Source organism: Pseudoalteromonas sp. MMG022, from assembly GCF_021654245.1.
Lineage (GTDB): Bacteria > Pseudomonadota > Gammaproteobacteria > Enterobacterales > Alteromonadaceae > Pseudoalteromonas > Pseudoalteromonas amylolytica.
Map to the genome: position 1 here is coordinate 76,674 of NZ_JAKFZQ010000006.1, position 22,025 is coordinate 98,698.

Consider the following 22,025-nt stretch of genomic DNA (forward strand, 5'->3'; position numbering starts at 1 on the left):
CAGGCCGGTTAGAGCGGCCTGCCAAATAGATCGTATTATTGCTCTCTGGCAATGGCACGATAGCCAATATCGGTGCGGTATTCAACACCATCCCAATGGATGTCTTTAACCAGCGAGTAGGCTCTTTTTTGCGCTTCTGTCACTGAGTGTCCAAGTGCGGTTGCACACAAAACTCGACCACCTGCTGTAACGACCTCTTCGCCATCTTGTTTGGTGCCTGCGTGGAATACCTTTTCGCCTTCAGGGTAGCTTACTTGCAAGCCGCTGATAGCATCGCCTTTAGGGTAGTTGCCTGGGTAGCCTTTTGCTGCCAGTACCACGCCCACAGCTGCGCGAGGATCAAATCTAATATCTACTTTGTCTAACTCTTCACGGTTAGCCGCTTCGATAAGTTCTACTAAATCTGATTGCAAGCGCAACATGATTGGCTGAGTTTCAGGGTCTCCAAAACGACAGTTGTACTCAATAACTTTTGGTGTGCCATCAGCTGTAATCATCAAACCAGCGTATAAGAACCCAGTGTAAGGGTTGCCTTCGCTCGCCATACCTTCAACTGTCGGATGGATCACTTCATCCATGATACGTTGATGAATGTCTGGGGTGACAACAGGAGCTGGAGAGTACGCACCCATACCACCTGTGTTTGGACCCTGATCGCCGTTGTAAGCGCGTTTATGATCCTGACTGGTGGCAAAAGGGAGAACATGCTTACCATCTACCATGACGATAAATGAAGCTTCTTCACCTTCAAGGAACTCTTCAATGACAACGCGGCTACCCGCTTCGCCAAAAGCATTACCCGCTAGCATATCGCGAATAGCCTCTTCAGCCTCGGCTTCGGTCATGGCGACGATAACACCTTTACCTGCCGCTAGGCCATCGGCTTTCACGACAATAGGGGCGCCTTGCTCTTTAAGATAAGCCAAAGCCGGCTCAACTTGTTCGAACGTTTGGTATTGAGCTGTTGGGATATCATGGCGGGCCAAAAAGTCCTTCGTGAACGACTTGGAACCTTCCAGTTGAGCCGCAGCTGCCGTAGGACCAAAGATTGCCAAGCCTTCATTGCGAAAGCGATCAACAACACCAATTACCAGTGGCGCTTCAGGGCCTACAATAGTCAGTTCGACATTGTTTTCTTTTGCAAACGACACGAGTGCATCTAAGTCTTCAACACCAATAGCAACATTGGTTATTTTTGGTTCCAATGCTGTACCTGCATTACCTGGTGCAACATATACCGTTTTTACCGATGGGTTTTGAGCGGCTTTGAACGCTAATGCGTGTTCACGGCCACCACTGCCAATGACGAGTACATTCATGGCGAAATTTTCCTATTTAAAGCTTCTTAAATTTTAGAGTCATGCGATTGCTTTCCCCGATAGCTTTGTATTTCTCGGCTTGCTCTTCACCCATTGTTAGGTGCGGAGGCAAAGTCCAAACACCTTTTGGATGGTCTGCGCTATCTTTAGGGTTAGCGTTAATATCGCTTTGAGCCACTAGTTCGAATCCAGCTTGTTTTGCTACATCAACCACATAGCTTAGCTTCATATAACCCGAGCTTTTCTGCTGGGCGTCATCACGATCTTCTGGTAACTGATGCTCAACAACACCTAAGATGCCACCCGGTTTCAACGCTTTGTTAAATGCTTTAAATGCACTTAACAGTCCTTCATGGTCTTTTTGCATGTACCAGTTATGTACATTTCTAAAAGTGAGTACCATATCAGCGCTGCTTGCTGGGGCAATATCCAAATGGGTCACAGGAAAAAATTCGGTCACTTTTACTTCACTATAACGGGGATCATTTGCAACTTTATCTTTAAAGCTGGCAAGTGATTTCTTGTAATAGCCTATCTCAGAGTCAGCAGGGAAGTGTGCAGCATACAGTGTACCTTTACCTTTGAGCGTAGGAGCCAGAATTTCTGAGTACCAACCGCCACCAGGTGTAATTTCAACCACTGTCATATCACTTTGTAAACCAAAGAACTCTAATGTTTCTAGTGGATTACGATACTTATCGCGAGCGCGGTGTGCTTCAGGGCGTTCTGAACTTTGTACGGCTGAAACAACCGCTGCGTTAGCTTGGTTTGTGTTAACGCTGTTGTTAGCGTTACAGCCAGCTAATGCAGCCACGACGGCTGCTGTGAGAAGTGTTTTTAAACCAAATTTCATCTTTCTGTTCCTTCACTTTGTGATTGTGTTTTAAGCAGAATACTCGAATTTAGTGCAAACAAAAAGCGCGAAACGTTGAACGGTTCGCGCTGTAATTTTTAGTGACGGAAGTGACGCATTCCGGTAAATACCATGGCCATACCCGCTTCGTCGGCTGCGGCGATAACTTCTTCATCGCGCATTGAGCCACCAGGTTGAATAACCGCAGTGATACCGGCTTGCGCAGCGGCATCGATGCCATCACGGAACGGGAAGAACGCATCAGATGCCATGACTGAACCTTTAACTTCTAAGTTCTCGTCTGCCGCTTTGATACCCGCGATTTTAGCAGAATATACGCGACTCATTTGGCCTGCACCCACACCAATCGTCATACCATCTCTGGCATAAACAATAGCGTTAGACTTCACGAATTTAGCGACTTTCCAGCAGAATAATAAATCTTTCAATTCTTGCTCGGTAGGCTGGCGTTTAGACACCACGGTAAGGTCGTCCAGTGTTACCATGCCCTGATCTCGGTCTTGAACTAAGATACCACCATTGACACGTTTGATATCAGCTTGAGTTGTCTTGGTATTCCATTGGCCACACTCTAGCAAACGCACGTTCTTTTTCGCCGCAACGATTTGCGCTGCTTCTTCAGAAATACTGGGTGCTATGATCACTTCAACAAACTGACGAGACACGATAGCTTCTGCTGTATCAGCATCTAACTGGCGGTTAAATGCAATGATGCCACCAAATGCTGAGGTCGGATCGGTCTTAAAAGCGCGATCATATGCTGCAAGGATGTTTTCATCAACAGCAACACCACAAGGGTTCGCATGCTTTACAATCACACAAGCAGGTGCATCGAACTCTTTAACACATTCAAGTGCCGCATCAGTATCTGCGATATTGTTGAATGACAAGGCTTTACCTTGTAGCTGCTTTGCCGTTGCAACAGACGCTTCTTGCAGGTCGTTTTCAACGTAGAACGCAGCGTCTTGATGTGAATTTTCACCGTAGCGCATATCTTGTTTTTTGGTGAATTGCATATTGATAGTACGTGGGAACTTCGTCTCAACTGCAGCTTCTTCAGTGTAATCAGGTACCATGTTACCAAAGTAGTTTGCAATCATACCATCGTACTGAGCGGTGTGCTCGTAGGCCGCAATTGCTAAATCAAAACGTGTTTTATAGGTTGTAGAACCGTTGTTTTCTTTTAGTTCATCAATTACACGTTGATAGTCACCGGCATTAACGACAATGGTAACATCTTTATGGTTTTTAGCCGCAGCACGAACCATGGTTGGGCCACCGATATCAATATTCTCAATGGCATCTTCAAGGCTACAGTCAGCTTTTGCAACGGTTTGTGCAAAGGGGTATAAGTTAACCACAACCATATCGATAGCAGAAATATCATTCTCAGCCATCACTGCTTCGTCTTGTCCACGGCGTGCTAGGATGCCGCCATGTACTTTAGGGTGTAACGTTTTTACACGACCATCCATGATCTCTGGGTGACCTGTATAGTCAGATACTTCTGTGGCTGCAATGCCGTTATCAGTTAATAGTTTGAAAGTACCGCCAGTAGAGAGGATCTCTACGCCTTGAGCACACAGTGCGCTTGCTAATTCAACGATACCGGTTTTATCTGACACGCTTAATAACGCGCGACGAATTGGACGATGTATATCCATGATGGTTTAGGTTTCCTCAATGATAAGTTAAGGGCTAGCTTAGAAGGGCGCTATTTTAGCCTAATTTACGTAAGAAAACGATCATAAACCTTGGCTGATGATTGAGATTTTGTGAATTTATAATTTGGGCAAGGTGTTAGCTTGAAAGCTGTGGTGAGAAGCGAGGTACGAAGATGTTAAAAAAGCACCCTAAGGTGCTTTTTATTAGTGGTCAAAACCAAGCAAGGCTTAGTTCATGCCGTATTTTTTCAGCTTCTTGCGTAAAGTACCACGGTTGATACCTAACAAGATTGCCGCGCGAGTTTGGTTACCACGCGTGTACGTCATCACTTCTTCTAGTAATGGCGCTTCTAGCTCTGAAAGAACAAGATCGTAAACGTCTTGCACATCTTGACCGTTAAGCTGCTTTAAATAGTGATGAACAGCTTTTTTTACTGCATCGCGTAAAGGTTGCGGTTTCTCTTGTGACTGAACATGAGCGTTAGTGATAAATGGAGAAGTCACATTTTGTTCGAACATCGTTATGTCTCTTTCTTTCTTAGTTAGCTGCTAGTGTTTCAAAGTATTGTTCCAATGCCTCAATTTGCTCATTTGGCGTCTCAAGGGCATTAAATACTCGCCTAAACTGACCTGCTTGGTCGTGAGCTTGCAAATACCATGATACATGCTTGCGTGCGATGCGCGCTCCCATTGGCTCACCGTAAAACTGATGAAGATTTACTAAATGCTCCATCAAAATACTACGTACCTCAGAAATCTCTGGGGTTGGTAGCTGTTCTCCAGTGCGCAAAAAGTGGTCTATCTCCCTAAATATCCAAGGGCGACCTTGGGCGGCTCGACCAATCATGATGGCATCTGCGCCCGTATAATCCAGTACCTGCTTTGCTTTTTGCGGAGAAGTAATATCTCCATTAGCGACCACAGGTATACTTACTGCACGTTTAATATCCCTTATCGTGGCGTACTCTGCTTCACCCTTGTACATACACGCCTTAGTTCGGCCATGTACGGCAAGCGATGCAATGCCATTACGTTCAGCAATTTTAGCAATTTCTACGCCGTTACGGTTTTGTGTATCCCAACCTGTACGGATTTTTAGCGTTACAGGTACCTCTACAGCTTCCACTACTGCTTGAACTATCTGCTCTACTAAATCGGGATACTGCAACAGTGCAGAACCTGCCAGTTTCTTATTCACTTTCTTTGCAGGGCAGCCCATATTGATATCTATGATCTGCGCCCCATTTGCTACATTGAACTGTGCAGCCTGTGCCATCAATTCTGGATCAGCACCCGCTATTTGCACCGAGCGAATACCAGACTCGCCATTATGATCCATGCGGTTCATAGACTTATCTGTTTTCCATACCTTTGGATTTGACGACATCATTTCTGATACAGCTAAACCTGCTCCTAATCGACGGCATAACTGTCGAAAAGGTCTATCAGTGATCCCAGCCATAGGGGCCACAATAATGTTGTTATCTAGTTGGTATGGACCAATACGCACGTTGTTCAATCTGCCTCTTTTCAAGGGGCGCTAAGTTTACGGTTTTTTTTGCAAAAATCAAAGGCTATAAATTGAACATTATTGCTTTTTTTTTGAACTTATTGGGTTGACTTTTTATAACAGTTTGAGTCACTGATTTATTTGGCTGAAATTTAATCAGTTCAAATGAAGGCATGTTGATAATATGAGCTATCTTTGCTGTGAAAAAACAGTAAAGCCTGTTAAATACAGGCTTTAGCTGTTACAAGTTACTAACCCATAAATGTTTTTTTGGGTTAATTACGTTTACTGCCACTGACACGAGTCCATTCACCTTCCTGAGCTATTGCCTCAAGATCGATATATTTTTCATATACATTTGCGACAGACTGTGCCTGTTCTTCTAAAATACCAGACATGGCAATTTTTCCATGTGGCTTTAAGAAGGCAAGAATAATTTCGTGTAACTCCCGCAAAGGTTGAGCAAGGATGTTGGCAACGACGATGTCGGCGCTAAATTCCGGCTGATTTTCAGGTAAGTACACTTCAAGCTGATCAGCAACCCCATTTCGTTTGGCATTATCAAGGCTAGCGGCTAATGCTTGCGGATCGATATCAATACCAATCACACGTTGTGCACCCAGTTTGATAGCGGCTATACCCAAAATGCCTGAGCCGCAACCAAAGTCAACGACAGTCTTACCTGTGAGGTCCTGACTCTCAAGCCATTTTAAACACAGTGCGGTTGTAGCATGAGTACCTGTGCCAAATGCCAAACCTGGGTCCAGTAGCACGTTTACGGCATCAGGCTCGGGAATATCACGCCAGCTAGGGCAAATCCATAAGCGTTCACCAAACTTGATGGGGTGGAAGTTATCCATCCACTCACGTTCCCAATCTTTGTCTTCGAGCTGCTCAATCTTGTATGTAACTGGTTGTGAACTGTTTTCTTTAAGGTAGTTGACAACTTCATCCATATCATGGGCCGCATCAAATAAGCCGATAACAATGGTGTCTGGCCAAAGAATGACTTCACCGGGCTTAGGCTCATAAACAGGGTTATTGCTACCATCCATGAAGGTGACAGACGGACAGCCAACATCAAGCAATAGGTCGCTTAATTGATCGGCGGTTTCTTTATTAGCGTGAATGCGGATTTGGATCCAAGCCATGAGCTTTCCTAAATTATGCTAGTTATTAAAAAGGCCGCTGTTGCGGCCTTTCATTGATTCTGGTGGCGTAAAAACAGCTTAACCTTTTACATCCAAGAAGCTTTTCAGTAGATCTGAACGTGAAGGGTGGCGCAGCTTACGCAGTGCTTTGGCTTCGATTTGACGAATACGCTCACGTGTTACATCAAACTGTTTACCAACCTCTTCTAGGGTATGATCAGTATTCATATCGATACCAAAACGCATACGTAAAACTTTAGCTTCACGTGCCGTAAGACCAGCTAACACTTCATTGGTTGCTCCACGAAGACTCTCCATTGTTGCTGAGTCAATAGGTGACTCAATGGTTGTATCTTCGATAAAATCACCTAAGTGCGAATCTTCGTCGTCACCAATTGGTGTCTCCATAGAAATTGGCTCTTTGGCAATTTTCAGTACTTTACGGATCTTATCTTCTGGCATCATCATGCGCTCAGCCAGCTCTTCTGGGTTAGGCTCACGGCCCATTTCCTGAAGCATTTGACGTGAGATACGATTCAGCTTATTGATTGTCTCAATCATGTGCACAGGAATACGGATAGTACGCGCCTGATCGGCAATTGAGCGAGTAATTGCCTGACGGATCCACCAAGTTGCATAAGTTGAGAATTTATAACCGCGACGGTATTCAAACTTATCTACCGCTTTCATCAAACCAATGTTACCTTCTTGAATAAGATCCAAGAATTGCAAACCTCGGTTGGTATATTTCTTAGCGATTGAAATTACAAGACGTAGGTTGGCTTCAACCATTTCTTTTTTAGCACGACGGGCTTTCGCTTCACCGATACTCATACGACGGTTGATGTCTTTGATACGCTCGACAGTTAGGCCAGTGCTTTCTTCAATCACTTTTAATTTGTTGATACAGCGTTCAATCTCAGGCTTAACTTCAGCCAATTTTTTCGAATACTTTTCACCAGCAGCGATTTCAGCATCTACCCACGCCATATCCGTTTCGTTGTTGGCAAAATGCTTAACAAAAGTTTTCTTTGGTACTTTTGCAATTTGCACCGCTTGCTTCATGACGATACGTTCTTGAACGCGAACTCTGTCCATCATTTCACGCATGTTGTTAACCATGCGGTCAAATTGTTTCGGTACTAGTTTGAAAGTACGAAACAACTCACCAATTTCAAAGATGGCAGCTTGTGAATCTGGGTGTGAACGGCCTTTGCTTTCAAACACTTCTCGGGCTTTGTTGTAAAGAGTGCGAAGTTGCTCGAAATGAACACGTGCTTCTTCAGGGTCTGGGCCCGTATCCGCATCTTCATCATCGTCGCTGTCTTCGTCATCCTCATCATCTTCGTCTGCTAAGTCTTCATCGCTTAGTTCAGAACCGATATGTGTTGCTGAGATCTGTGTTTCTTCAGCGTTAGGGTCGAAAAAGCCAGATACGATGTCGCTTAAGCGCATCTCTTCGGCTTCGAACTTATCCCACTGCTCCAAAAGGTAGGTAATAGCTTCAGGATACTCTGCCACAGAGATTTGAACCTGATTGATACCTTCTTCAATTCGCTTGGCGATTTGAATTTCACCCTCACGGGTCAATAGCTCAACAGTACCCATTTCACGCATGTACATACGTACAGGATCAGTAGTACGACCGATTTCTTTTTCAACTGTGGCTAATGCAGCCGCGGCTGCTTCAGCAGCGTCTTCATCGGTGGTAGTTTCTTGCATCATCAATTCATCAGCATCTGGCGCATTTTCTGCTACCTGAATACCCATGTCATTGATCATACTAATAATATCTTCGACCTGATCTGAGTCTATTATGTCTTGTGGAAGGTGATCGTTAACTTCTGCAAAAGTTAAGTACCCTTGCTCTTTACCTTTCTGAATCAGAAGTTTGAGTTGTGACTGAGGAGATTGATCCATAGAGATTTATGCTTCCACTCTGATAAGTTGATACAACAGGCGCCAGCGAAAAAACACCGAACAATTTGCATGACGCAGTGAATAGAACATTATAACAGCAAAATTTAATTTTGACTAGTTCTTCTGCTGCTTAACGCTTGTGTTAACAGCGCGCATTCAAGCCGCTCTTCGCTGTTTAGGCCTTCTGTTTTGTCTTTTATTAATAAGGTCTCTAACCTAAAATTTAAACACTGATCTTCAATAAATTGAAAAGTATTTTTGAATTCTTCGCTTAGAGCTTGTTCATTTATATCATGTCGCCACACAGCGAGCTTTTTTAGCGCATCGTACTGAGGCTTATCTCTGAAGTATTCAAGTAGTTGTGCCGTAGTGTAATGTGAGTTTTGCAAGCAAACCAATTGTAACTCTAGGAGCAGTTGGATGCCTGGTATATTCATTTGTGCTAATTCGGGTAAATACTCAACACTTGTCGCCAACTGTGGATGTTGTATTAATAGCCCAATTGCTCGGCGCATAGGAGTAACTTTAAACTTACGTTCAATGCTGTGTTGCTGCTTTGGTGTTGCAAGCTTAGCGGACAGCTGCTCTCTTGTGCGCCCTATTAATCGAGCAAGTTTTTCCAGCAGACTCTCCTGGTAGTAGTCGCTGGGTATTTTGCCTATCATGGGCAGCGCTTCGCTCATCAGCTTGGCTTTACCTGCATCATTGGTCAGATCGCAGCTTTGGGCCAGTTTATCAAATAGTACTTTGGAGAAGTCATCAGCTTGAGCAAGCCTTGTTTCAAAAGTGTCTTTGCCTTCTTGTTGAACTAGCGAATCGGGATCTTCACCATCAGGGAGAAATACAAATCGCAGCGATTTGCCATCTTTTAAGTGGGATAGAGCGTTTTCTAACGCTCGCCATGCTGCATCTTTTCCAGCTCTATCACCATCGTAGCAGCAAATAACCGTATCGGTTGTTCTAAACAGGGTATGCATATGTTCGGCGGTTGTGGCTGTACCAAGCGCCGCGACGGCATAATTGATACCTTGTTCTGCCAACGCGACAACATCCATGTAGCCTTCAACAATTAAAACGTTATCTAATTTATCATTAGCTTGTTTTGCTTCATACAGGCCATACAACTCAAAACCCTTGTGGAAGATTCTGGTTTCAGGAGAGTTTAAATATTTTGGCCCTTGGTCGTTGTCCATAACTCGGCCGCCAAACGCAATAACCCGTCCGCGTTTGTCACGAATAGGGAACATAAGACGATCGCGGAAAAAATCAAATTGTCGACCGGGGGTTTTTTCAGAAGCAAGCTTTAGTTCTAGCAATTGTTGACGCTGTTCAGCTGTGCGTCCTACTTGTTTACATAGAGATTCCCACTCACTTGGGGCATACCCTATCATGTAGTGTTTTACTGTCTCACCGGATAAACCTCGGCTTTTCACGTAGTCGATAACCGCACTGGAGTTTTTATGGTGTTTCAGTTGATGTTGATAGAAGCGAGCTGTTTGCAACATTAGGTCGTAATCTGAGCGCTTTTGTTCAACGGTACGTTCGGGTTTGCCGGATCCTTGTTCACGAGGGACGTCTAGGTTTAGTAAACTGGCGAGTTCTTCGATGGCATCCACAAACTCGAGTTTGTCATATTCCATCATAAAGGAGATAGCGTTGCCGTTGGCACCACATCCGAAGCAGTGATAAAACTGTTTATCACGAGAGACCGTAAAAGAAGGAGACTTTTCGTTATGAAATGGACAACATGCCTGATAGTCTTTTCCCGCTTTTTTTAAGCCAACACGGGCATCGATCAAATCGACGATATCGGTACGATCGAGCAGGTCATCAATAAACTCTCTTGGGATCTTTCCAGCCATATTTTTCTAACGATGTTCCCTTATACCTAGACGAAGAAACCGAGCGCTAGGGCTCGGTTCACTTTAATCATACAATCTGTATGCGGGATTATGCGCTTAATCGTTGTTTTATCAAGCCAGAGATTTTGCCCATATCGGCACGACCTTCAGCTTTGGACTTGATTATGCCCATAACTTTACCCATGTCTTGCATACCTGCAGCGCCAGTGTCGGCAATTGCAGCATCAATCAATGCGATGATTTCTTCTTCAGTCAAAGGCTGAGGTAAGAAAGTCTCAAGTACATTGATCTCATTTGCTTCAATTTCAGCTAAATCATCACGACCAGCATCTTTATACTGGGTGAAAGAATCACGGCGCTGTTTAACTAACTTCACTAGTACAGAAGTGATTCCTGCGTCATCTAATGTTGTTTGATTGTCAATTTCGCGCTGCTTTATTTCAGCAAGAACCATGCGAATTGCACCAAGACTGATTTTGTCTTTAGCACGCATGGCATCTTTTTGTGCGTCTTTTAGCTTAGTTAAAAGGCTCATTTATACAAGACCGAGACCGATTAGTATAATTTAACGCGACGTGCGTTTTCGCGAGAAAGCTTTTTCATGTGACGCTTAACCGCAGCAGCTTTTTTACGCTTGCGCTCAGCTGTTGGCTTTTCATAGTGCTCGCGACGACGAACTTCAGAAAGGATACCTGCTTTTTCACATGAACGCTTGAAACGACGAAGTGCAACGTCAAACGGTTCGTTTTCTCTTACTTTAATTACTGGCATTAAAAATTCACCTACCTAATTAATGAGCAATGCTCACGCTGATCAAATATTGATCAAGTGGTTCAAAAATGGTGCGGTATTGTAATCCGAAGCAATACCACATGTAAAGCGTAAATTAGAGCTAAATACTAACTTACTTTTTCATTTCGTTGGTAAAGCCGGCACAACACTTGTCCTGCCTGCTTTTCTTTGAGAATTTGCCAGCCTTGTGGGGCGGTAAAATCGAGTTCTTTTTCTACTTCTACATAGATAAGGGCGTTGTTTGTGAGCCAGTTATTTTGCTCTAAGAGCACACAGCATGGCTGCGCTAGATCTTGTCTAAAAGGAGGATCGACAAATACCAGATCAAAAGGCGCTTGTTCATTTTTACGACTCAGTACATCAATCGTATTGTCATTTATAACTTTTGCGTTGCTCAACTTGAGTGTGGCTATGTTGCTGTTTAACTGTTGTGCGGCTTGCCTATCAAGCTCTATAAAACACGTTTGCTTGGCAAAACGAGATAAGCATTCGAAGCCTAAGCCGCCCGAACCTGCAAAACAGTCTAAAACAGTAGCATCTCTTGTATCTTGCATTAACCAATTGAACAGCGTTTCTTTGACTCTATCCGTCGTCGGACGTAGCCCTGTAACATCTTTTACGGGTAACTTTCGACCTCGAAATTGACCACTTATAATGCGGATCACACCGTCGCTCTGGCTATTTTTAGAAGCTGGTTTTTTTCTCATAGATACTACTTATCACGAAATCTTAATATGTTTGCTCGTATAAATCACTGCAGCTACATTTTTCATCTTTACGGAACATGATACACTGCGCGCTAATTTTTGAATTTATTTTGACGTTAATGCTGAGTGTGAATATGAACTTAGCTTTAATGTTACTCATTTGTGGTTCAGATGTCTTACATACGACAATTTAGAGAACCATCACTAGTCTATCAGATTTATTAATACGGTATTTAGCGAGCATGGGAAAAAAGAACAAATTTCTGTCTTGGTTTGGATTTGGTAAAAAAGAAGCAGAACAGTCACAGCAACAAGCCGAAGAGCAGGAGCAGCTTGCTAAACAACAAGCAGAAGAAGCTGAGCGTCAACGCCTCGCAGCAGAAGCCGAAGCCAAAGCACAGGCGGAAAAGGCGGCAGCAGAAGAAGCAGAGCGTCAGCGGCTCGCAGCAGAAGCCGAAGCCAAAGCACAGGCGGAAAAGGCGGCAGCAGAAGAAGCAGAGCGTCAGCGCCTAGCAGCAGAAGCCGAAGCCAAAGCACAGGCGGAAAAGGCGGCAGCAGAAGAAGCTGAGCGTCAGCGCCTAGCAGCAGAAGCCCAAGCCAAAGCGCAGGCGGAAAAGGCGGCAGCAGAAGAAGCTGAGCGTCAACGCCTCGCAGCAGAAGCCCAAGTCAAAGCACAGGCGGAAAAAGCCGCAGCAGAAGAAGCTGAGCGTCAGCGGCTCGCAGCAGAAGCCGAAGCCAAAGCGCAGGCTGAAAAGGCGGCTGCAGAAGAAGCAGAGCGTCAGCGGCTCGCAGCAGAAGCCGAAGCCAAAGAACAGGCGGAAAAAGCGGCAGCAGAAGAAGCTGAGCGTCAACGACTCGCAGATGAAGCCGAAGCCAAAGAACAGGCGGAAAAAGCGGCAGCAGAAGAAGCTGAGCGTCAACGACTCGCAGATGAAGCCCAAGCCAAAGCACAGGCGGAAAAAGCCGCAGCAGAAGAAGCTGAGCGTCAACGGCTCGCAGCAGAAGCCCAAGCCAAAGCGCAGGCTGAAAAGGCGGCAGCAGAAGAAGCAGAGCGTCAACGCCTCGCAGCAGAAGCCCAAGCCAAAGCACAGGCGGAAAAAGCGGCAGCAGAAGAAGCTGAGCGTCAACGACTCGCAGATGAAGCCGAAGCCAAAGCACAGGCAGAAAAGGCGGCAGCAGAAGAAGCAGAGCGTCAACGCCTCGCAGCAGAAGCCCAAGCCAAAGCACAGGCTGAAAAAGCAGCAGCAGCAGAAGAAGCTGAGCGTCAGCGCCTAGCAGCAGAAGCCGAAGCCAAAGCACAGGCTGAAAAAGCGGCAGCAGAAGAAGCTGAGCGTCAACGACTCGCAGATGAAGCCGAAGCCAAAGCACAGGCGGAAAAGGCTGCTTTGGATGATAAGCCAAAGAAAGAAGGCTTTTTCTCTAGACTAAAAAAAGGATTACTGAAAACCAAAGTAAACCTAGGCTCTGGTATTGCGTCAATCTTCAAAGGCAAGAAGATTGACGATGAGTTATTCGAAGAACTAGAAACACAGTTATTAACGGCTGACTTGGGTGTTGATACCACCATGAAGCTCATCGACAACCTAACCGATGCAGCCGATCGCAAACAGCTAAAAGATGGTGATGCACTATACGAATTAATGAAGCAAGAAATGGCCGAACTGCTCAAAGAAGCTGAGCAGCCGCTGGAGATCCCAAAGGATAAAAAACCATTTGTGATTTTAATGGTGGGCGTTAATGGTGTAGGTAAAACCACTACCATTGGTAAAATGGCCAAGCAATTTCAGCAACAGGGTAAATCTGTTATGTTGGCAGCAGGTGATACTTTTCGTGCGGCAGCTGTAGAACAATTACAAGTATGGGGAGAGCGTAATGATATCCCTGTCGTTGCACAGCACACAGGCGCTGACAGTGCCTCTGTGGTGTTTGACGCGTTTCAAGCTGCACAGGCTCGCAACATCGATGTATTGATAGCAGATACCGCTGGTCGTCTACAAAACAAAGACAACTTAATGCAAGAGCTGGAAAAAATCGCTCGTGTTATGAAAAAGCTTGACCCTGATGCGCCACATGAGGTCATGCTGACAATTGATGCTGGTACAGGTCAAAATGCTATCAGCCAAGTTAACCTATTCAACCAAGCAGTAGGTTTGACAGGTATTACTTTGACTAAGTTAGATGGCACCGCAAAGGGTGGGGTTATCTTCGCTGTTGCCGACAAGTTCCAAGTGCCTATTCGCTATATTGGTGTGGGCGAAGGGATAGATGATTTGCGCACATTTAAAAGCGATGACTTTATCGAAGCATTATTTAGCAACGATTAAGCGTAAAGTAAGATATGGGGAGACAGAGTGCTCCCTTTCTTTGGTCTAAAACACAATTATAAGCAGGCCTAACATGATCAAATTTGACCAAGTCAGTAAAACGTACCCAGGTGGTCATCGAGCTTTGGAAAAAGTCAGCTTTGAGCTGGGCAATGGTGAGCTCGCTTTTTTGACAGGCCACAGTGGTGCGGGTAAAAGTACCTTATTAAAGTTGATCAGCGTTATGGAACGACCCTCTGCTGGACGTGTGTCTATTAATGGGGTTGACTTAAATGGGGTTAGTAATCGTCAAATCCCTTTTGTACGCAGAGATATTGGTATCATTTTTCAAAATCACCGCTTACTTGAACGTTACAATGTATTTGACAATGTAGCGCTGCCACTGGTGATTGAAGGAATGCACCACAAGCACATTGCGAAGCGAGTTCATGCGGCGCTAGATAAAGTCGGGCTGCTTGATAAAGTTCGATGTCAACCAAGTACGTTATCAGGCGGGGAGCAACAACGTGTTGGTATTGCCCGTGCTATCGTTAATTCCCCTCCATTACTTTTGGCTGATGAACCAACTGGTAACTTAGACCCTGAACTGTCGATGGAAATACTGCGTTTGTTCGAAGATTTTAATCGTCACGGCACAGCAGTACTCATCGCGACCCATGACTTGGGACTCATTGCACGAATGAAATACCGTAGTTTGACTTTGAATCATGGCCGTTTAAGCCAAGATCCATTGATGGAGGAATAGCGATGAGTTTACTTTTCAAAGGCAGAGAAGCACAAACTAGCAGCCAAAGTAAATCTTGGATTATGAGGTGCTACTTTTTTGTATTGACTGTGTTTCGCCAAGGTATCAATTCGTTAGGAGAAATGTGGCGTACACCGATGGCGTCATTGATGACTATTTTGGTGCTGGGGCTAAGTCTTACCCTACCTGCTACTTTGTACATTGTTGTTAAAAACGTACAACAGGTAAGCAGTGGCTTTAGTGATGCCGCCGAAATCTCCTTATTTGTAAAAGATTCAATGACTGAACAACAAACTCAGACTTTGGTTAAACGTTTAGCGCTTTATCCGGAAGTGGATGACGTTAAACTGATTTCCAAATCGAAGGCACTGGAAGAGTTCAAGCGTGTGTCGGGGTTCGGTCAGGCGTTAGACTATCTCGAAGAAAACCCGCTGCCTAATGTGGTGCTTGTTACTCCAACCAGCCGTTATCGCAAACCACTAGCCGCGCAGCAATTGCTAGACAAATTAGAAGGTGAAAGAGAAGTTGAGTTTGGCAAACTGGATATAGAGTGGCTAGAGCGTCTCAACGCTTTGTTAAGTTTACTCAAAGAAAGTGTTGTGACGATCGCATTGTTGCTGCTCAGTGCGGTGATCTTAATTATTGGTAATACCATACGTTTATCTATTATGGATAAGAAGGAAGAGATCCAAGTGCTTAAACTTGTCGGTGCGACTAACACCTTTATTCATACCCCATTTATCTGGACTGGGATATGGTATGGCATTGTCGGTGGCTTGGTCGCATTTATGAGTGTTGCTATGATGTTGTGGTGGCTGGAATCCGCAGTTTCTATGGTTGCAGGTGTATACCAAAGTTCGTTTGTTCTACAAGGTCTCAATGGCAATGAACTACTGACGTTATTGCTGTTGGCGGTTATGTTGGGCTTTGGCGGATCATTCCTATCAGTGCATCGTTACATTAAAGACATTGAACCTGATAAGGTATAGACTGCAAAAATTAGCACTTGAGTGCCAATACGATGTTATTCAAGTGCTTGTGTCTAGTCATAATTAATTCATAAAAACTAGTTATGCTGCCGTTGAGCAGGTAAGCCTACCTTCCTAAACCTATTTTTTATCCTATTTAAATCAATTATTTAGTTTCTTTAGGAAAAGAATGAAGAAAATACTTGCATTTTCTTTATAAAAAGTATTATATACGCATTAGCACTCTTGATTAAAGAGTGCTAAAATGGACTGAAATATTTATCACTGAGGTGAAAAATGAGTAAAGATATATATGCATTAGCACTAACAGCTGGACAACAAAGCGCAAGCTTAGATGGTTACTTACAAACTGTGAGTGCTATTCCTATGCTTGATGCTGAGCAAGAAAAAGTGTTGGCCACTCGCCTTCAACAAGAAGGTGATTTGGAAGCTGCTAAAAAGCTTATCGTTTCTCACCTTCGCTTTGTTGCCCACATTGCAAAAAGCTACGCGGGTTATGGCCTGCCTCAAGCAGACCTTATCCAAGAGGGTAATATTGGTCTGATGAAGGCTGTTAAACGTTTTAACCCTGAGGTAGGTGTAAGACTTGTTTCATTTGCAGTGCATTGGATCAAAGCAGAAATTCATGAGTATGTGCTAAAAAACTGGCGCATAGTGAAAGTTGCTACAACTAAAGCACAGCGTAAATTGTTCTTTAACCTTCGTAAAAACAAAAAGCGTCTTGGCTGGTTTAACCAAGAAGAAGTGACTACAGTTGCTAACGAGTTGGGGGTCAGTGAAAAAGAAGTCCGTGAAATGGAATCTCGTATGAGTGGACAAGACATGGGTTTTGACTTGACTCAAGATGACAATGACGACTCTCCAGCAAGCAGCTACTCACCAGTCCAGTACCTAACAGACTCAAACAGCGATTTAGCTGAAGTCATTGAGCAGGAACAGTGGCAAGAGCAATCGGAAAACCGTTTGTTTTCTGCACTTAAAACTCTGGATGAGCGTTCTCAGGATATCGTAAGCGCCCGTTGGTTAGCGGATGAAAAAGCAACATTGCAAGACTTAGCTGAGAAATACAACGTATCTGCTGAGCGTGTACGTCAGCTAGAGAAGTCAGCAATGAAAAAGCTGCAACTTGCAATGAGTTGATTAATTTATTGAATTTAAAAAAGCCGCTACTCGTTAGCGGCTTTTTCATTTTTGTGGATAAAGTAATCCGATATTTGAGCTTACAAGTGTTCGCTATTTTGATTATAATGCGCCTTCGAAAATGAGGAGACACAATTTTGTTGGCAGTATTACGTATCGTAGCGATGGCGTTGTTTATTATTTTTAGCTGTATCCTAGGGCTATTATTATGCATCGTTCGTCCATTTCATCCCAATAATGTACACACCATCGCGAGCTGGTTTGGTAAAATGTCTAAGGTGATAGGCGTTAAATTGACCGTATCGAGGCATCCAGATAGTGTAGATATAGGGCCTGCGGTGTATGTAGCTAACCATCAAAATAACTATGACCTGTTTACTTTACCAGCAGTCGTGCCAGAAAAAACAGTGAGTATGGGTAAGAAAAGCTTAAAGTGGATCCCATTTTTTGGTCAGCTTTATTGGCTATCTGGTAATATTCTCATCAATCGTAGCAATCGCTCTAAAGCGGTAGGTACTTTGGGCAAATCAGCTGCAAAGATTAAAAGCAAAGGCTTGTCACTTTGGATGTTTCCTGAAGGAACGCGAAGTTATGGGCGTGGCTTATTGCCATTTAAAACAGGGGCCTTTCACACTGCATTGAATGCACAGGTTCCGGTTGTTCCGGTGTGTATGAACAGCACGCATAATAGTATTAAACTAAACCGTTGGGACAATGGTACAATCTATATTGATATTTTAGCGCCGGTTTATTTAGATGAACAAATCAGCGCTCGTGAACATGCTCAGGCAATACATGCATTGATGGCACAGCGTATTGCCTTGCTTGATGAAAAAGTGAGAGAGAAGAATGGAAAACTGGCGCGAAATAAGTGAAGACATTGTTGATTCGCTTTTAGAAGATGGCTCCGCGACTGATAAGCTGTACGAAGTAGAGCATCATTTTGTGTGTGAAGACTTCAAAAAATTGGAAAATGCTGCATTGGCTGCATTTAAGCTAGGCTATGATGTGGAAGACCCAGCTGAACTTGAGTTAGAAGATGGCAGCAAAATCTGGGGATTTGATATTGTTGTCGAAGTGGAATTAGACGCTGACGTCATTATGGAAGATGTAGATAAGTTGGTCGCACTCGCTCAGGAACACAATGTTGAATATGATGGCTGGGGAACTTATTTTCAAGAATAAGTGACTTTATAAGCCATTCTAGTCTATCAAGGTGCCAAATACCGTTGGCACCTTCAAAACCTCTGTTTTAGTGCCATTCTTTAGTCAACTTCTAATAGTTAATCATTATTTAATGAATGAAATATAGACTATTTATACCGAAAAGTGCTATTAATCGTACTTGTTGTATTTATCTTGATTGAATCCAGTTATGCGAGTCACACTCCCTATTTCGGAACTCAAACCAGGCATGTTTGTGGATAGTGTTCACAAGCAGCGTTCAGATGCGGGTGTGAAAATTAAATCCAGAGGTTTAGTTCGTGATCAGGGGATCATTAGTCGTTTGCTCGATGAAGGTGTTTTAGAGCTGAATATCGATTTCTCACTGAGCGAAATAGCCGTTCCAGAAAAATACCAGATCAATGAAGAAACCGTCGAACGTAATACACCTGAATCTAAGTTTATAGAGGCTAAGCAAAGAAGGAGACGCAGAGGCCAACAACAAGAAGAGGCAAAAGCGCGCTCAAACAAAAAGCCAGATCAGGACAGTGAGACAAACTCTCTCGAAAAAGAATTTTTGATAGCCAGCCAAGCTTTTGACATGCATAACCGGAAAATTCAGGTTCTTTACGGTGACATCACATCAGGTATGAAAGTCGATGTTGGTTTAATCAATCAAGTCAGTAAAGAGATTGTTGAGTCCGTCCTGAGAAACAGTAATGCAATGGCTATCTTAACGCGCTTGCAAGATAGGGAGGGGTATAATTGGCGTCACATGGTTAACTGCGCGATTTTGATCAGTGTGTTTGCGAAATATTTGGGTGTTAAGCAGGCGACTATTGAGCAACTTGCCATGGGAGCGATGCTGCATGATGTTGGACACGCTCGCCTACCTCAGGGTTTAGTCAATAAACGAGACAAGCTGAGCGAAATGGAGTTCAAAGCGGTTAAAAAGCATGTGGTACATTCATTGGGTTTGGTCAAAGGCGAGGCTGGGATCACACCGCTTATTATGGATATGATAGTGAATCATCATGAACGAGTTGATGGTTCAGGGTATCCGCGTGGTTTGCAAGGCAATAAAATAAGTAAAGCAGCACGCATGATGGCCATTGTTGATGTGTACGATGCAATGACGTCAGAAAGGCCTTATCAACAAGGCGAAGAGCCCGTACATGCGCTCAGGCACTTACTATCAAATAAAGAGCAATTTGACCCTGAGTTAGTACAACGTTTTATCAAGTGCTTAGGTGTTCACCCTGTGGGGTCAATCGTAAAGCTGACCAATGAACGATTAGCGCTTGTTTTAGAGGGGAATCAACACGCTCCTACATCACCAAAAGTGCGGGTGTTTTACAATACCAAGCATATGCATCATATTACTGCTAAAGAGCTTGACTTGAGTGCGGAAGATCATGATATTAAAGTCATTGCCAGCATTAGCCCGCTTGACTATCAAATCAACTTATCTCGTTTGTTAAAAGATCACCTCCTAGTTTAGCCTCATTGTAGCGTAATCGTTTAGACAAGCCAGTAAGTAGTGTTGCGCCAATTAAGCAGCATGTGGTCAATACCAACCATACCAGCGTTCCCTTATGGCTATGTAGAGCCAAGCAACAAAACACCAATGAGCACAATGAGAAAAGAATACAGCCAAGCCAGTAGAGGCTAATAGGGTTGTCGCATTGTCCTGAGTGATGGCATGCGCAGAATGTTGCTTTGTTCCAAAAGTAAACGCTTAGTCCCGAAAAGAACAGCGCAAACAATATCATTAGCAGCATCTTCTTTATTCCTTAATTGGCAGCTGTGAATCAAGTGTAAGTAATTTTATAACTCACGTCAATGCAAATGGTAATCAATATCATTTGGTTGTGTAGGAACAAAAGAAGCGATTAAAAAACAAGCATCGATGTAAATTTGTTCGTTTGAATAGAGTATTGTCTCGAAAATGCAGCTTTTTTTCTGAGATTTAGGTAGTGTGTCAGCGTTTTAAAAATGTGAATGTACACGTGGGATTTATAAATGTCTTTATTTAAAAAAACGATATTAGCATCAAGTTTGATGTGTGTTTCTTCAGGCGCTTTTGCGGCAGCATTTCAATTGGCTGAGCAGAGTGTATCGGGCTTGGGTCGCGCGTATGCGGGAGAAGCCTCAGTTGCTGATGATGCTTCTGTTGTAGCTCGTAACCCAGCATTAATGAGCCAGTTTGATAGTGCTCAGCTGTCGGTTGCTGCGATGTTTGTGGAGCCAGATGTTAGTCTAACAGGCACCTCTACGAATAATGGTATGGACGCAGCGCTGCTAGATGAAAGCAGTATTGCGCCAAGTGCTATAGTGCCTGCTGCATATTATCTACAGCCGATCTCAAACGACTGGTTTGTAGGTGTGGGCGTCTACTCACAGTTTGGTTTAGCAACTGAGTTTGCGGCGGATTATGCAGCAGGTCAATTGGCGGGTGAAACCGAAATTGTGACGGTAAATACTAACCTAAGTGCGGCATACAAGGTATCACCTGAGCTGACGGTGGCATTTGGTGTTAATCACGTGTATGCCGATGCTAAAGTGATCCGTAACTTTGGTGCATCTATGTTACCTGTGCCTGCGCAAACACAAGCGGTGCATTTAGAAGGGGACGATCAGGGTTATGGCTGGAATATAGGACTGAGCTATCAGCTAGATCAAGATAGTCGTTTTGGTTTTAACTACCGTAGCGAGACTAAGATCGTATTTGATGGTGAGTTTAGCAATCAGCTACCAGCGGGAGCACCTTTTTACGGTACTGCCGGCACTTCGTTACCGGGATCGTTAGAATTAACCTTACCTGCTATAGCTGAGCTTTCGGGCAGCCATCAAGTAAGCGAGCACAGTGCGCTTCATTACAGTGTGTTGTGGACTGGTTGGTCTAGCTTTAAAACGTTAGAAGCGCAAGTTGATGGGCGTGGCGTGGTATTTAGCAAAGATGAGAACTTCTCAAACTCACTGCGTTACTCCGTAGGGGCCGATCACCAATACAATGAATCTTTGAAGCTGCGTGTGGGTATTGCTTATGATGAGTCTCCAGCGGACCCATATCATATGTCAATTTCTATCCCAGATACGGATAGACTTTGGTATTCATTTGGTGCCGAATATCAACTATCAAAAACCAGCTCAGTGGATTTAGGTGTGAGTATTTTACGTGGTAAGACACAAAACTTTGTAGAAACTGATAACTTAGGGCAGGCTTGGGGTTTTGAATCTAAAGGCCATGCAACGGTTGCTGGTTTGCAGTACAACATGAGCTTTTAAGTTAAAAATCCATGTAGGATAGGGTATTGAATACCCTATCCGAAAATTAGAATTTGTAGCCGATATGAATACCAGCTGTGCCTTCTAGTGAGTTAGTATCTTTTCTTGGACACAGTACCAAACAGTCACCATCATCCTCTTGTACTCCCAGACTGGCACCAATTACAAAGCCTGAGTTATCAAAGCCATTGAAGTGATAATTTAGCTTTGTGACAATATAACCATCTTCTGCGTATCCAACCTGTTGACCAAGTGTTACACCAACGCTGAGTTGCTCGTTAACTTTATACTCATAACCTAGCGCATAGCCAATAATGCCAAAAGAAGCACTAGCGAAGTGGTTTTCGCTTATCTGTGTCTGGTACTTGGCTCCAACGTGTCCACCGTATTCAAATAAGCCCACTCCTGCAGACCAACTACTTTGTGCCGCTACATTATGCGAAGCACACAGCAGTAATGCTAAGAGCACCTGACGAGTTTTCATATGATTTCCTTTGAAAATCGGGATGCTAACAGATTAAACCTATTATAGAAACAAAAAACGCGGGCAAGGCCCGCGTTTTCATCTGTGTAAAT

The 22,025-nt window shown here is 43.9% G+C and carries 20 protein-coding genes; 8 read left to right on the plus strand and 12 right to left on the minus strand.

Annotated elements, in window-relative coordinates; genetic code table 11:
- Nucleotides 1-35: 35 nt before the first annotated feature.
- The 11 genes from purD to rsmD all read right to left on the minus strand — a co-directional run bounded on the left by purD (nt 36) and on the right by rsmD (nt 11,799).
- Nucleotides 36-1,319, minus strand: a complete 1,284-nt coding sequence (purD, locus tag L1070_RS07395) for a phosphoribosylamine--glycine ligase (RefSeq protein WP_237125064.1) — start codon at nt 1,317-1,319, stop codon at nt 36-38.
- 16 nt (nt 1,320-1,335) lie between these two features.
- Nucleotides 1,336-2,172 carry a methyltransferase gene (locus L1070_RS07400; protein ID WP_237125065.1) on the minus strand — a complete coding sequence of 279 codons (837 nt, stop codon included), beginning with the start codon at nt 2,170-2,172 and terminating at the stop codon, nt 1,336-1,338.
- Between the two features lie 98 nt (nt 2,173-2,270).
- Nucleotides 2,271-3,857 (minus strand): bifunctional phosphoribosylaminoimidazolecarboxamide formyltransferase/IMP cyclohydrolase, encoded by a 1,587-nt coding sequence (purH, locus tag L1070_RS07405; protein ID WP_237125066.1) that lies wholly within the window; start codon nt 3,855-3,857, stop codon nt 2,271-2,273.
- Between the two features lie 228 nt (nt 3,858-4,085).
- Nucleotides 4,086-4,376 carry a DNA-binding transcriptional regulator Fis gene (fis, locus tag L1070_RS07410; protein WP_005491017.1) on the minus strand — a complete coding sequence of 97 codons (291 nt, stop codon included), beginning with the start codon at nt 4,374-4,376 and terminating at the stop codon, nt 4,086-4,088.
- A 19-nt stretch (nt 4,377-4,395) separates the two neighbouring features.
- The gene (dusB, locus tag L1070_RS07415) at nt 4,396-5,367 is read right to left on the minus strand and encodes a tRNA dihydrouridine synthase DusB (protein ID WP_237125164.1); all 972 of its coding nucleotides are present in this window, start codon (nt 5,365-5,367) and stop codon (nt 4,396-4,398) included.
- 275 nt (nt 5,368-5,642) lie between these two features.
- Entirely contained in the window at nt 5,643-6,518 is an 876-nt protein-coding gene (gene prmA / locus L1070_RS07420; protein WP_237125067.1) for a 50S ribosomal protein L11 methyltransferase, read from the minus strand.
- 78 nt (nt 6,519-6,596) lie between these two features.
- Nucleotides 6,597-8,438 (minus strand): RNA polymerase sigma factor RpoD, encoded by a 1,842-nt coding sequence (gene rpoD, locus L1070_RS07425; protein ID WP_070985769.1) that lies wholly within the window; start codon nt 8,436-8,438, stop codon nt 6,597-6,599.
- Between the two features lie 104 nt (nt 8,439-8,542).
- A complete protein-coding gene (gene dnaG, locus L1070_RS07430) occupies nt 8,543-10,300 on the minus strand; it encodes a DNA primase (protein ID WP_237125068.1) in 1,758 nt (585 codons plus the stop codon).
- An 88-nt stretch (nt 10,301-10,388) separates the two neighbouring features.
- On the minus strand, nt 10,389-10,835 hold the full coding sequence (locus tag L1070_RS07435; RefSeq protein WP_070985767.1) for a GatB/YqeY domain-containing protein: 447 nt from the start codon (nt 10,833-10,835) through the stop codon (nt 10,389-10,391).
- A gap of 20 nt (nt 10,836-10,855) precedes the next feature.
- Nucleotides 10,856-11,071: a 30S ribosomal protein S21 gene (rpsU, locus tag L1070_RS07440; RefSeq protein WP_010362466.1), complete on the minus strand. Its 216-nt coding sequence runs from the start codon at nt 11,069-11,071 to the stop codon at nt 10,856-10,858.
- Nucleotides 11,072-11,199: 128 nt separating this feature from the next.
- Nucleotides 11,200-11,799 (minus strand): 16S rRNA (guanine(966)-N(2))-methyltransferase RsmD, encoded by a 600-nt coding sequence (rsmD, locus tag L1070_RS07445; RefSeq protein ID WP_237125070.1) that lies wholly within the window; start codon nt 11,797-11,799, stop codon nt 11,200-11,202.
- 242 nt (nt 11,800-12,041) lie between these two features.
- Here rsmD and ftsY point away from each other — a divergent pair, with 242 nt between their 5' ends.
- The 8 genes from ftsY to L1070_RS07485 all read left to right on the plus strand — a co-directional run bounded on the left by ftsY (nt 12,042) and on the right by L1070_RS07485 (nt 21,449).
- On the plus strand, nt 12,042-14,123 hold the full coding sequence (ftsY, locus tag L1070_RS07450) for a signal recognition particle-docking protein FtsY (RefSeq protein WP_237125071.1): 2,082 nt from the start codon (nt 12,042-12,044) through the stop codon (nt 14,121-14,123).
- Nucleotides 14,124-14,196: 73 nt separating this feature from the next.
- On the plus strand, nt 14,197-14,868 hold the full coding sequence (gene ftsE, locus L1070_RS07455; RefSeq protein ID WP_070985765.1) for a cell division ATP-binding protein FtsE: 672 nt from the start codon (nt 14,197-14,199) through the stop codon (nt 14,866-14,868).
- Nucleotides 14,869-14,870: 2 nt separating this feature from the next.
- A complete protein-coding gene (gene ftsX / locus L1070_RS07460) occupies nt 14,871-15,857 on the plus strand; it encodes a permease-like cell division protein FtsX (protein WP_237125072.1) in 987 nt (328 codons plus the stop codon).
- Nucleotides 15,858-16,133: 276 nt separating this feature from the next.
- Nucleotides 16,134-16,997 (plus strand): RNA polymerase sigma factor RpoH, encoded by an 864-nt coding sequence (gene rpoH, locus L1070_RS07465; protein WP_070985763.1) that lies wholly within the window; start codon nt 16,134-16,136, stop codon nt 16,995-16,997.
- A 137-nt stretch (nt 16,998-17,134) separates the two neighbouring features.
- Nucleotides 17,135-17,872 carry a 1-acylglycerol-3-phosphate O-acyltransferase gene (locus tag L1070_RS07470; RefSeq protein WP_070985762.1) on the plus strand — a complete coding sequence of 246 codons (738 nt, stop codon included), beginning with the start codon at nt 17,135-17,137 and terminating at the stop codon, nt 17,870-17,872.
- A complete protein-coding gene (rraB, locus tag L1070_RS07475) occupies nt 17,847-18,182 on the plus strand; it encodes a ribonuclease E inhibitor RraB (protein ID WP_070985761.1) in 336 nt (111 codons plus the stop codon). Before L1070_RS07470 ends, rraB begins: the two co-directional genes overlap by 26 nt.
- A gap of 190 nt (nt 18,183-18,372) precedes the next feature.
- Nucleotides 18,373-19,662: an HD-GYP domain-containing protein gene (locus tag L1070_RS07480; RefSeq protein ID WP_237125073.1), complete on the plus strand. Its 1,290-nt coding sequence runs from the start codon at nt 18,373-18,375 to the stop codon at nt 19,660-19,662.
- Nucleotides 19,663-20,183: 521 nt separating this feature from the next.
- Entirely contained in the window at nt 20,184-21,449 is a 1,266-nt protein-coding gene (locus L1070_RS07485) for an outer membrane protein transport protein (RefSeq protein WP_237125074.1), read from the plus strand.
- A 46-nt stretch (nt 21,450-21,495) separates the two neighbouring features.
- On the opposite strand, the gene L1070_RS07490 is transcribed toward L1070_RS07485, so the two are convergent.
- Entirely contained in the window at nt 21,496-21,933 is a 438-nt protein-coding gene (locus L1070_RS07490) for a hypothetical protein (RefSeq protein WP_237125075.1), read from the minus strand.
- Nucleotides 21,934-22,025: the final 92 nt, after the last annotated feature.

Excerpts from the sequence above, each read along its gene's own strand:
- purD (WP_237125064.1), bottom strand. The coding sequence starts at position 1,319 with ATGAATGTACTCGTCATTGGCAGTGGTGGCCGTGAACACGCATTAGCG.
- L1070_RS07400 (WP_237125065.1), bottom strand. The coding sequence starts at position 2,172 with ATGAAATTTGGTTTAAAAACACTTCTCACAGCAGCCGTCGTGGCTGCA.
- purH (WP_237125066.1), bottom strand. The coding sequence starts at position 3,857 with ATGGATATACATCGTCCAATTCGTCGCGCGTTATTAAGCGTGTCAGAT.
- fis (WP_005491017.1), bottom strand. The coding sequence starts at position 4,376 with ATGTTCGAACAAAATGTGACTTCTCCATTTATCACTAACGCTCATGTT.
- prmA (WP_237125067.1), bottom strand. The coding sequence starts at position 6,518 with ATGGCTTGGATCCAAATCCGCATTCACGCTAATAAAGAAACCGCCGAT.
- rpoD (WP_070985769.1), bottom strand. The coding sequence starts at position 8,438 with ATGGATCAATCTCCTCAGTCACAACTCAAACTTCTGATTCAGAAAGGT.
- dnaG (WP_237125068.1), bottom strand. The coding sequence starts at position 10,300 with ATGGCTGGAAAGATCCCAAGAGAGTTTATTGATGACCTGCTCGATCGT.
- L1070_RS07435 (WP_070985767.1), bottom strand. The coding sequence starts at position 10,835 with ATGAGCCTTTTAACTAAGCTAAAAGACGCACAAAAAGATGCCATGCGT.
- rpsU (WP_010362466.1), bottom strand. The coding sequence starts at position 11,071 with ATGCCAGTAATTAAAGTAAGAGAAAACGAACCGTTTGACGTTGCACTT.
- rsmD (WP_237125070.1), bottom strand. The coding sequence starts at position 11,799 with ATGAGAAAAAAACCAGCTTCTAAAAATAGCCAGAGCGACGGTGTGATC.
- ftsY (WP_237125071.1), top strand. The coding sequence starts at position 12,042 with ATGGGAAAAAAGAACAAATTTCTGTCTTGGTTTGGATTTGGTAAAAAA.
- ftsE (WP_070985765.1), top strand. The coding sequence starts at position 14,197 with ATGATCAAATTTGACCAAGTCAGTAAAACGTACCCAGGTGGTCATCGA.
- ftsX (WP_237125072.1), top strand. The coding sequence starts at position 14,871 with ATGAGTTTACTTTTCAAAGGCAGAGAAGCACAAACTAGCAGCCAAAGT.
- rpoH (WP_070985763.1), top strand. The coding sequence starts at position 16,134 with ATGAGTAAAGATATATATGCATTAGCACTAACAGCTGGACAACAAAGC.
- rraB (WP_070985761.1), top strand. The coding sequence starts at position 17,847 with ATGGAAAACTGGCGCGAAATAAGTGAAGACATTGTTGATTCGCTTTTA.
- L1070_RS07480 (WP_237125073.1), top strand. The coding sequence starts at position 18,373 with ATGCGAGTCACACTCCCTATTTCGGAACTCAAACCAGGCATGTTTGTG.
- L1070_RS07485 (WP_237125074.1), top strand. The coding sequence starts at position 20,184 with ATGTCTTTATTTAAAAAAACGATATTAGCATCAAGTTTGATGTGTGTT.
- L1070_RS07490 (WP_237125075.1), bottom strand. The coding sequence starts at position 21,933 with ATGAAAACTCGTCAGGTGCTCTTAGCATTACTGCTGTGTGCTTCGCAT.